General features: G+C 57.3%; 9 protein-coding genes. 4 read left to right on the top strand and 5 right to left on the bottom strand.

Annotation, left to right across the window (positions count from 1 at the left end; all coding sequences use genetic code 11):
* Positions 1-26: 26 nt before the first annotated feature.
* The 3 genes from ASE07_RS01340 to ASE07_RS01330 form a co-directional block, all read right to left on the bottom strand.
* Positions 27-566, bottom strand: a complete 540-nt coding sequence (locus tag ASE07_RS01340) for a hypothetical protein (RefSeq protein ID WP_200960856.1) — start codon at positions 564-566, stop codon at positions 27-29.
* 163 nt (positions 567-729) lie between these two features.
* Positions 730-1,167, bottom strand: coding sequence for a CBS domain-containing protein (locus ASE07_RS01335; RefSeq protein WP_057288983.1), 438 nt, complete (start codon positions 1,165-1,167; stop codon positions 730-732).
* A gap of 129 nt (positions 1,168-1,296) precedes the next feature.
* Entirely contained in the window at positions 1,297-2,283 is a 987-nt protein-coding gene (locus tag ASE07_RS01330) for a D-2-hydroxyacid dehydrogenase family protein (protein WP_057288982.1), read from the bottom strand.
* A gap of 364 nt (positions 2,284-2,647) precedes the next feature.
* Between ASE07_RS01330 and ASE07_RS01325 the strand changes: the two genes are divergently transcribed.
* Positions 2,648-4,504, top strand: a complete 1,857-nt coding sequence (locus ASE07_RS01325; protein ID WP_057288981.1) for a phosphoenolpyruvate carboxykinase (GTP) — start codon at positions 2,648-2,650, stop codon at positions 4,502-4,504.
* A gap of 298 nt (positions 4,505-4,802) precedes the next feature.
* Entirely contained in the window at positions 4,803-5,741 is a 939-nt protein-coding gene (locus tag ASE07_RS01320; RefSeq protein WP_057288980.1) for a DUF808 domain-containing protein, read from the top strand.
* Positions 5,742-5,799: 58 nt separating this feature from the next.
* Here the strand turns inward: ASE07_RS01320 and ASE07_RS01315 are convergent, their stop codons facing one another.
* Complete coding sequence (locus tag ASE07_RS01315) at positions 5,800-6,768, bottom strand: pyridoxamine 5'-phosphate oxidase family protein (RefSeq protein WP_057288979.1); 969 nt, start codon at positions 6,766-6,768, stop codon at positions 5,800-5,802.
* A gap of 9 nt (positions 6,769-6,777) precedes the next feature.
* Positions 6,778-7,413 (bottom strand): glutathione S-transferase family protein, encoded by a 636-nt coding sequence (locus ASE07_RS01310; RefSeq protein WP_057288978.1) that lies wholly within the window; start codon positions 7,411-7,413, stop codon positions 6,778-6,780.
* A 155-nt stretch (positions 7,414-7,568) separates the two neighbouring features.
* Here ASE07_RS01310 and ASE07_RS01305 point away from each other — a divergent pair, with 155 nt between their 5' ends.
* Positions 7,569-8,477 (top strand): LysR substrate-binding domain-containing protein, encoded by a 909-nt coding sequence (locus ASE07_RS01305; RefSeq protein ID WP_057288977.1) that lies wholly within the window; start codon positions 7,569-7,571, stop codon positions 8,475-8,477.
* A 263-nt stretch (positions 8,478-8,740) separates the two neighbouring features.
* The gene (locus ASE07_RS01300; protein WP_057288976.1) at positions 8,741-10,888 is read left to right on the top strand and encodes a DUF1631 family protein; all 2,148 of its coding nucleotides are present in this window, start codon (positions 8,741-8,743) and stop codon (positions 10,886-10,888) included.
* Positions 10,889-10,976 lie beyond the last annotated feature (88 nt).

Raw genomic sequence — 10,976 nt, 5'->3', positions numbered from 1 at the left:
GGATGAACTGACGTACTTGGCGCTGCTCAGCGCCGGCGTTGCGACATATGACCAAGGGCAATCGCCAGCGCGGCACCGCCCAGTGCTTTCACCAGCGTCGGGTTTTGCGCATAGAAGCTACTCATGCGATCAATGACGCCGGGATTTTCGCGTTCGGCATGTGCAGCCAGTTCCTCGACTTGCTGCGGACTAAGCTGGTCAACCTGGTCCGGTGTCAGCTGTACTTGCTGCTCACCGCCACCGCGATTGAGCAGGCCGCCCAGACCACCCAGGGCGCCACCACCCAGTACTGAGGCGAGTACCGAAGGGCCGACCGAACCCAGCAGCTGATTCAGCATGCCTGTACGCTGGTTCGTGTCAGCCTGATTGAAGAGCTGGCCCACCATGTTGCTGAACGGTGGTGTCTGATCGGAACGGAAGGCTTGGCTCAAGCCGTCACGTAGATCTTCCTGCGGAGAATTTTGCGCAATGTTATCGAAGTCCTGTTCCACGTCATGCGATGCGCGGCCAGCGCCGGCGCCACTGTATTGCTCCAGAATACGGCCGATGTCGAATCCGAGTCCCATAGTTATCTCCTGTAATCGTTCCTGTGGTTAGCTAGCGCGCCGTACAACGTGCCGAAAGGGATTTCAGCGTCCTGTGGACGGGTGTCTGCGGCGCTGCGTTCCGATAGGAGGCCGGCATGTGGCTATAGTTCCGTCAGCCTGACAGGAGATCTACGATGACGCGTTATCGCTCGCCGCGAATGTAATGTTCCATCTGTTCAATGATGAATTGCTGTTCCGAGATGATGTCGGCCACGAGGTCGCCGATGGAAATCAGCCCGACCAGCTTTTCGTTTTCGATGACCGGCAAATGCCGCAAGCGGTTCTCGGTCATCAGCGCCATGCATTGCTCATTGGTTGTATCCGGTCGCACGTACATCACCGAAGTCGTCATGATGTCGCGCACCGGCGTCTCGTTGGACGCACGGCCTTTCAGGACCACCTTGCGCGCATAGTCACGCTCGGTCACGATGCCGACAATTTTTTCGCCTTCCATGACGAGCAGGGCACCGATGCCGCGTTCCGCCATCAGCTTGATCGCATCGAGCACGGTGGTGGTCGGCGTGACCGTATAGACTTGAGTATTGCTTTTGTTCTTCAGAATCTGGGAAACACTGTGCATGTGCAATCTCCTGATCGGGTGGCATCAAACCATTGTAGGCATGCTTTCCACCCTTTGTTTGACCTTGAATAGGAAATAAGCATTGGCCGTACACGCTATCGTATTTCCAGCGTGCGCGGGATGCGTGCGTCATTGGAACACTTGCGGATTTAAAATGTTTTTCGGTGTTCCATTGGCAAAATCGACGATGTTCTGAAAGGCGGCGCGGAAATAAATCTCGTAACTGTCCTTTTCGACATAGCCGAGGTGCGGCGTCGCCAGGACATTGGCATAGCGCAGCAAGGAAAAATCTTTCGGCAAGGGCTCGGTTTCGAATACGTCGAGCGCGGCAAATCCCGGATGCCCAGCACGCAACGCGCCATCCAGTGCACCGGAAGCCACCAGTTCTGCCCGGCTGGTATTGACGAAAAGGGCGGAGCGCTTCATGCGCGCAAGATCTTCCGCCGTCACGATCTCACGGGTTGCGTCGTTCAGGCGCAGATGGAGTGAGAGCACGTCGGCCTCGGCGAAGAAGCTTTCGCGGTTTGCTGCAGCGCGATAGCCGTCGTTCTCCGCGGCGGCCCGGCTAGCTTCGCGGCCCCAGACCATCACATCCATACCAAACGCCTTGCCATAACCGGCCACCATCCTCCCGATACGACCGTATCCCCAGATGGCGAGCGTGCGCCCTTTAAGGACGGTACCGAGCGTGTTGAGTTCCGGCGCTACCGACGCGGTTTGCCACAAGCCGTCACGCAAATTTGCCGCGTACTGTGGAATCTTGCGTGTTGCCGCCATGATCAGTGCCCAGGTCAATTCCGCCGGCGCAGTCGGATCGCCCACGCCTTCGGCAATCGCGATGCCGCGTTCGGTAGCCGTCTCCACATCCACATGACCGCTTAACTTGCCGGTTTGCGAAATCAGTTTCAGGCGCGGCAGTTTTTGTAGTAACGCCCGATTGAATGCAGTACGTTCGCGGATCAGCACCAACGCTTCGTAGTCGGCTAGACGTATCGCAAGTTGGACGAGTCCGCGTGCGCTATTGTTGAATATCTTCACCTCATGTCCATCAAGCAGACGGAAGCAATCTAGATGGCGGACACTGTCCTGATAGTCGTCGAGGATCGCGATTTTCATAGTGGTTTAGCAAGTTTTTGGTAATTACGTAAGAAAGATACAAGTATGCCGAGAAACAATAAAGGTCTACTACAAAACTCGGGAATTCTTCCTACATTTTTGTTGTAAATCATTGAGCAAGGGTACCCCCGCGTGTACAATCGGTTCCTATTTTTCGCGCCTCGAAACGCACTTCGATGTTGGCGCGAGCCCACCAGCCCGACCATTATTCTATTTTTCGGGCTGCAGCGCGGTCACTACGAGACCGCGTTCGACAAGACCGCCGTACCGCTGGCTATTGGTGCCAGCCGAGCCACAAGCTAACGACGATCCTGCCGTGCCGGGACAAGACAGAATTCTTTATTGGCATTGGAGGAAGTAACTTATGAACCAACCCGTCATGGGAGGCATTGCACCATTGAATGCGCCAACTTACGTCAAACAGCAGAAGCTGATTAGCTGGGTAGCCGAGATCGCCGCCCTGACCAAGCCCGACCGCATCTACTGGTGCGACGGTTCCCAGGAAGAATACGATCGCCTGTGCGCTGAAATGGTTGCCGCCGGCACCATGAAAAAGCTGAACGAAGCCAAGCGCCCGAACAGCTATCTAGCCTGCTCCGATCCTTCCGACGTCGCCCGCGTCGAAGACCGTACCTTCATCTGCTCCGCACGCCAGGAAGACGCCGGCCCGACCAATAACTGGATGGCTCCGTCCGAAATGCGCGTCACGCTGAACGGCCTGTTCGACGGCTGCATGCGCGGCCGCACCATGTACGTGGTGCCATTCTCGATGGGCCCGCTCGGTTCGCCGATCGCCCATATCGGCGTCGAGCTGTCCGACTCTCCCTATGTTGCCGTCAACATGCGCATCATGACCCGCATGGGCAAGGCCGTGTACGACGTACTGGGCACCGACGGCGAATTCGTGCCTTGCGTGCACACGGTCGGCAAGCCGCTGGCCAAGGGTGAAAAGGATGTGCCGTGGCCGTGCAACGAGACCAAATACATCGTCCACTACCCTGAAACCCGCGAAATCTGGTCATTCGGTTCCGGCTACGGCGGCAACGCGCTGCTGGGCAAGAAGTGCTTCGCACTGCGTATCGCGTCGACCATGGGCCGCGACCAGGGCTGGCTGGCTGAGCACATGCTGATCCTCGGCGTCGAATCGCCGGAAGGCAAGAAGCACTATGTCGCAGCGGCATTCCCGTCTGCCTGCGGCAAGACCAACTTCGCGATGCTGATTCCGCCGAAAGCCTTTAACGGCTGGAAAGTCACCACCATCGGCGACGACATCGCCTGGATCAAGCCGGGCGCCGATGGCCGCCTGTACGCAATCAATCCGGAAGCCGGCTACTTTGGCGTGGCACCGGGCACCAACACCAGCTCGAACGCCAATTGCATGGCTTCGCTCAGCGGCAACACCATCTTCACCAACGTCGCGCTGACCGACGATGGCGATGTCTGGTGGGAAGGCATGACCAAGGAAGCGCCGGCGCACCTGATCGACTGGCAGGGCAAGGACTGGACACCGCAAATCGCCAAGGAAAGCGGCCGCAAGGCAGCGCATCCGAACGCGCGCTTTACCGTCGCCGCAACCCAGAATCCGGTAATCGACCCGGCATGGGACGATCCGGCCGGCGTGCCGATTTCGGCCTTCATCTTCGGCGGTCGCCGTTCGACCACCGTGCCGCTCGTCACCGAAGCCCGCAACTGGGTGGAAGGCGTCTACATGGCCGCGACCATGGGTTCGGAAACCACTGCGGCCGCCGCAGGCCAACAGGGCGTGGTGCGCCGCGATCCGTTCGCGATGCTGCCGTTCATGGGTTACAACATGAGCGACTACTTCCAGCACTGGCTAAACATCGGCAAGAAGATTGCCGCTTCGCCGGCCGAACTGCCGAAGATCTTCTGCGTCAACTGGTTCCGTACCGATGAGAACGGCAAGTTCGTCTGGCCCGGCTTCGGCGACAACATGCGCGTACTGAAGTGGATGCTGGACCGCATTGAAGGCAATGCCGGCGGCGCCGAACACATCTTCGGTGTCACACCGCGCTATGAAGACCTGAAGTGGGACGGGATCGAATTCACCCGCGAGCAGTTCGACCGGATCACTTCGATCGACAAGAGCGCATGGGACGCCGAATTGAAACTGCACGCGGAGCTGTTCGACAAGCTGAAGTACCACTTGCCCAGCGAACTGGAATCGACCAAGGCTCAGCTGGAAAAGCGTCTGGCAGCATAATGAAATATCAGGCAAGCCCGGTTCAGGCTTGGCGATGTTAAGCAAGGCACCTTCGGGTGCCTTTTTTCTTTCCTTGCCAGGATGCCATGCAAAATTTACCGGATTGTCATCGGTTTCTTTGGCTCAAAGCATAAAATGCAGCATCATGCGATGCGATCCTTGGATGGTCATGCTTTTTGCTTATCTTTTGAGTTCAAGGGTGAAACTAATTTGATCAGGTGTGTGTGCGATGACGGAAGGCTTGATCTGAAACTATTCAACCGTGACATAAATTCTGTACCCAAACAAGGATCCAAATATGGCTGTCAGCTTATTAGCATTGCTTGATGACATAGCGTTTCTGGCCGACGACGTCGCAGCCATGTCAAAAATCGCAGCGAAGAAAACCGCAGGGGTACTTGGAGACGACATTGCATTGAACGCGGATCAGGTAACCGGGTTCGCTCCGAGCCGGGAATTGCCAGTGGTTTTTGCTGTAGCGAAAGGCTCTGCAATAAATAAGGCGATCTTGGTGCCCATTGCACTTCTTCTTGTCGCATTCGCACCCTGGGCATTAACGCCGTTGTTGATGATTGGAGGCGCATTCCTTTGCTTCGAAGGTGTCGAAAAGGTTTTTCATAAGTTTTTGCACTCTGAGGCAGAAGACAAGGCCCGCCACGCTGAGCTCATCACTCACGTGCAATTGACGCCTGATCAGTTGCTTGCGGCTGAAAAAGAGAAGATTAAAGGTGCCGTGCGTACGGACTTCATCTTGAGTGCCGAAATCGTTGTAATTTCACTCGGTACGATTCAAGGTGCACCGTTTATGACCCAAGCTGCCGTACTCGTTGCCATCTCCATTGCGTTTACGATTGGTGTTTATCTTGTCGTCGCCGGAGTTGTCAAGTTGGACGATCTTGGACTTTATCTTGCTGCCGGGGTCAATGGCGCGAAGAAAGCCGCAGGCCGCTTCATACTGTGGATCACCCCTTACCTGATGAAGACACTTTCCATCCTGGGAACCGTTGCCATGTTCCTTGTCGGTGGCGGCATCATTGCACACGGATTTCCGTTCCTTCATCATTTTGCAGAGCATGCTGCACACGAAGCGCAGGAGTTGCCCACCGTGGGCAATGTTTTAGCGTTCGGAACGCCGCTGCTCATCAACATGGCAATCGGTCTCGTTGTAGGCTCACTTGTCCTTGCGCTGGTGTATTTATACAAGAAGACATTTCGCAAAAGCGCAGCAGCGCATTAAATAACTGCCCGTTTCATAGGATGGCCTGATGCGATACAGCGAGCCGCAATGGACGGTTTTAATTCCACGTGCCGGTCGGTTCCAGATTAGGAGACTGTTCCCGTAGCGCCCAGCGCAGCGGAAACGCGTTTTTCCTGAACACATAACGCGCGGGCTGAAAACGCAGCAGTCGCCTGGCGCCCTCGAATCGGCTTACTTCTTCTTCGTCCCACAGGACACAGGCCTTCCCAGTGACCTGCAGCAGATCGCCGTCTTCAAAATCAATGAACAGCAAACCGGCCCGGCCATCGGCAAGAATGTTGCCGATGGTGTTGAAAAAATTGTTCCCGACGAAATCCGGCCAGGTCAGTTCTCCATCCTCGCCGACGTTCACAAAACCCGGCTTGCCTCCACGGTGTGACACATCGGCACCATGTGCCCTGCCAGCGGAGGCATCCGCCATGGTGGCGATAAAGAAGGTATCGCTGCGGCGGACCAGCGCTAACGCGGCTGGCGGCAGCGCTCCGGTGCCTGACACGACTTGACCGCCGTGTCCGTCGGGCTCGTGGGTCGCAAGCTCCCGCGTCTGTATATATTTTGGGCAATTGCCAAAGCTCTGTTGTACGGAAAACGTGAAACCTTGCTCGTCTACCTGCGTGACGATGCCATTGGCACGATTACGCCGCCGGGTTTCGAACTCCAGCCCGAGTGCACCAAATTCGGCACCCGGTTTTACCATTGCTGACAGTGGATCAGGGTCGCACAGCCGTGCACCCACACGCAGCGTGGTCGCATCGGGTGAAGCGATAAAGCCAGGCTTGCCCCAGATGATGGAAGCCCAGACCTGTGCATTCGCGTCGGTGCCGCCGAGAAGCAGGGTTGGCAGCTTGTTGAACAATTCACGATGCTGGTCGGGCATATGATTACGCAGCACGACCGCACCGACTCTTTCCATCTGTGCGCGGACACCGGCGCGTTCCTGAGCGTCGATTTCTCCGCGATGGAAGGGCTCGGGATTGTGGGCTTGTGGCGAACGAGCGGTATCCATGATGATCTCCTAGGCGGCTTTGCCGGGATGCGGCGGCAGTTCAATCATCGGCACAAATCGTGGCATTGCTTCGATGCGCTTCAGCCACGCCTGCAAGGCCGGATAAGGCTCCAGCGACACATCGCCTTCCGGAGCGCGGGCGATATAGCTATAGGCGGCGATGTCGGCGATCGTGGGATGCGTTGCAGCGAGATAGGAACGCTCTTGCAATTGCTTGTCCATGACGGTGAATAAGCGAGCGGCAATCGCGGTCGCGCTGTCGATGTCATACGGCCGGTTGAAACGTTTGATCACCCGCGCCAACGCCGGCCCGAATGCGATTTCACCGGCAGCGACCGACAGCCAGCGCTGCACTTGCGCGGCACCGGCCGGGTCGCGCGGCATCCAGTGTTCATCGCCGTATCGCAATGCCAGGTACACCAGGATGGCGTTGGAGTCGGCGACCACGGTACCGTTGTCGTCGATGACCGGCACTTGTCCGAAAGGATTGAGCTTGAGGAAGTCTTCGCTCTTTTGCTCGCCCGCGCGCAGATCGATGTCGATCGTCGCGTAGGGCAAGCCCAACAGCGAAAGAAACAGTTCTGCCCGATGCGCGTGGCCGGACACGATGCTGCGATACAGCTTGATCGGGGATGTGGTTTGCATGTTGCGCCTCCTGGTCGATATGGAGACGCCATTGTGCGTCGCGGGCATTACTGAATAAATGGGATTAAACAAACAAAATTGCTCCATAATTCGGAGTAATCCGCGATAAGCAGACAGCATCCCCTGCGCCTCATTGATCTCCTTGCACGAACGACATGGACAAACTGCGTGGTATCCAGACTTTCATCGCCATTGCCGAAAAGGGCAGTCTGACCGCTGCCGCCAATGCGCTCGACACGTCATTGCCGACGGTGGTGCGCAAGCTTGCGGAACTGGAAGAAAGCCTTGGCGTACGCCTGTTCAATCGGACAACGCGCCGCATTCACCTGACCGATGAAGGATTACGTTATCTCGCTATCTGCAAGACCGCACTTGGGCAACTGGAAGAAGCGGAAGAAGCACTGTTCGATGCCAAGGCCAAGCCAACCGGCAAACTGATGCTGACAGCGCCCGTCTTGTTTGGACGTCTCCATGTTGCACCCTTGGTAGCGGAGTTCATGCGCATGTACCCGGAGCTCACGGTGGAAATGCTGCTGCTGGACCGTAACATTGATCTCATCGAAGAAGGCGTCGACGTCGCAGTACGGATCGGTCACCTCGTGGATTCAAGCTTGCATGCGGTATCTGCCGGCCTCCTGCACCGGGTCATCTGTGCCAGTCCTGCCTATCTGAAGCAGCACGGCACGCCAACACATCCGAGCGAACTGAGTGACCATGCCGGCATACGTTTTTCAGGACGAAGCGTACTCAGTGAATGGCAGTTCCGCGAAAACGGCCGCACGCTGAACGTGCGCTTCACACCGCGCCTGATCACCAATTCTGTCGATGCGGCGATCAATGCCTGTCGCGACGGACTCGGTATCGGTGCATTCCTGTCTTATATGATCCAGGCGCCGGTACGCGCAGGCGAACTTAAACCGGTGTTGCGCAAGTTCGAAGCTGAACCGCTTCCGATCCATATGCTTTACCCGCATTCCAAGCTCATGTCGGCACGTGTACGGGCTTTCATCGATTTCGCCGCACCGCGACTGCGGGCGCAGGATTTCACGAAACTTGGAAAATAAGTGCCAGAAAGCCGCATTTGTCCTGACGTAATTCGCAAGATGTTTCGCACGCCACAAGGCTGATGGTAAGTGCCAACTTACACACTTGGCCTAACCGATCAGCGCCAAATTTGCAAAATTGCTACTAATTGCTAACCGCAGCCTATTCGTATCCGTAACGTATCATTACAAAATATAACTTGCCGCAAGGCAATATTATGCAAAAATAGAACTCTCGCTGATACCGTTGCAGTTCCTTTGAACATTTTAACAAGCAGCACTTCATGGCCCCCAGTTCTGCCGACAACAAAGCTAGCACTGCTATTCCCGCGTCACGGCGAGGCGAGATCCTGCTCGAACTCGCCGTTCTCGCGTCGAATACAGCGAATGCCCAAATCGACGGATTGACCACACGGCTTTCCGAAGCGCTGTTGCGTGCATCCGCATCCTGCGCCGACCCCGCACAGGCACGCCTGCATTTCAACGCTGCCAGCCTGCTGAAGAAAAACCGCTATCCGTTTTACTACGTGGTATCGGAGCGGCTCGCGGCCATGCTCAAGCAGGAAGTCGAAGCGCTGGCCAACCCGGATTTCCAGCCTGTCGATGCGGGCGATGCGCCGCCTTCGCTGGAGCCGGACGTTGAAATCGACAAGAAGCTGTGCCTGGTCAAGGCCAGCCGCGCCATCGAAAATGAACATACTGAGCGCATGGTAGGGCTCGGCATGCGTCTCGGCGCACTGCTTCAACGCAATCCGCTGATCACTGCCGAGAACCCTTTCCGTCCGCACATTTTCCTTTCCGTGATCCACGATGCCTGGTGCGAATTTCAGCCCGACGTCACTGCGCATCACATCGTCTATCCGCTGCTGGGACCGGAACTCTGTCTAGACATGGGGCCGTTGCTGCATGCGCTGAACACGGCGCTGGTCAAGCTGGGCGTCATGCCGCAGCTGGTCAGGAAAACCCGCGGCGAGAATGGCGCCGCCAGCGTCGAAGACTTCGAAGAGCCAGAAGACGATGTGCTGCTGCCACAACTGCGCCGGCTTTTCTCGCCGTCATCCAAATCCACGGACAAGCCTTTGTCCAACGGGTTTCCTGCGCTGTTCGACGATGATGCGGTGATTGCCAGCACCGCGCGCAATGCCTTGCTCGGTTATCTCACCAGCTTCGACAAGAGCAGTCCCGATGCATCGCTTGCCGGCTTGCTCGACGAGATCAATCGCAACGCGCCGCGCGAAGGCCTGAGCGATTCGGATGCGAATGTTCTTGAACTGGTCGCCAAGATTTTTGAGGTCATCCAGCGTGACCCGCATATCGCCGGAGAGTTGAAGGCGACGCTGCTGCGCCTGCAATTACCGGTGCTGAAGGCGGCGCTGCAACAGCCGGAGTTCTTTTTCAAGCGTTCACATCCGGCGCGGCGCGCCATCGACACGCTGATCGGCCTGTGTGCGGGCTGGGAGCCCGAAAAGGGCGTGTCCGACCCGCTATACCTGCTCCTGGTGCGCAGCATTGACCGTATCGCGCATGAAGCAGACCGCCGTCCGGCTGTATTCCTTGATGTGGTATCGGATCTGGATGCGTATCGGCGCCGCGAAGAAACCACGACGGTGCAGGCGCTGAAGACAAGCATTGCACAGCGGCTGCAAGATGAAAAAATGATCGAGGCGCGCCGTGCAGCCAGGCAGCAGGTTGCCCTGCGCATCGGCACCGGTGAGGTCGTTGCCTTCGTCGAAGCCTTCCTGGAAGACCAATGGGTGCCGGTGCTGACCCTGGCCTACAGTGTCAAGGATGAAAAACCGCAGGCCCTCGATCATGCACTGCAAACCATGGATGACCTGGTCTGGAGCGTGAAGCCGAAGATCACGGCTGAAGAGCGCAAGGAACTGCTCGCCAAGCTGCCCACCATCGTCGCCGGCCTCAACAAATGGCTGGACATCATCCGCTGGAATGATGAGGCGCGCGTCAAGTTCTTCAACGACCTGGCAAAATGCCACGCCTCCATTGTGCGGTCGCCGCTGGAGCTGTCGCCCGAGCGCCAGGTGCAGATTGCACTGGCACTGGCGAAACAAGCGACTGAGCGTCGCTTGCAGCGGCAGGCCAATGCGGAGCCAGAACGCGTACCGGATGCGTACGATGCGCAGGTACAGGCACTGGAGCAGGGCGCATGGGTTGATATCGGGCGTGAAGACCGCACCCGGCGGCTGCGTCTTGGCTGGGTCAGCCCGCTGCGCAACCTCTACATCTTCGGCACCCGTGAACGGCAGGAAGCACTGTCGATGACCGCTGAAGAATTTGCGCAGGCCCTGCGCGAAGGACGCGCGCATATTGTTCCGGGGGCCGGGCTGATAGGGCAGGCGCTGGCCGAAGCACTCGGCATCGACCTGGGCAACAGCGCCAACTCGGACTCCGCCGGCGACAAGTCCGCCGCATAAGCTCCCACCCCACTCAAATAGCATCCACTAGCAACCAATAGCATCGTTACGCAGACCGACTGCGTTGTCCTCGGGCTATCCTCATGAC

The organism is Noviherbaspirillum sp. Root189 (genome assembly GCF_001428545.1).
Taxonomy (GTDB): domain Bacteria; phylum Pseudomonadota; class Gammaproteobacteria; order Burkholderiales; family Burkholderiaceae_D; genus Noviherbaspirillum.
This window is presented reverse-complemented; position numbering and strand designations above follow the sequence as displayed.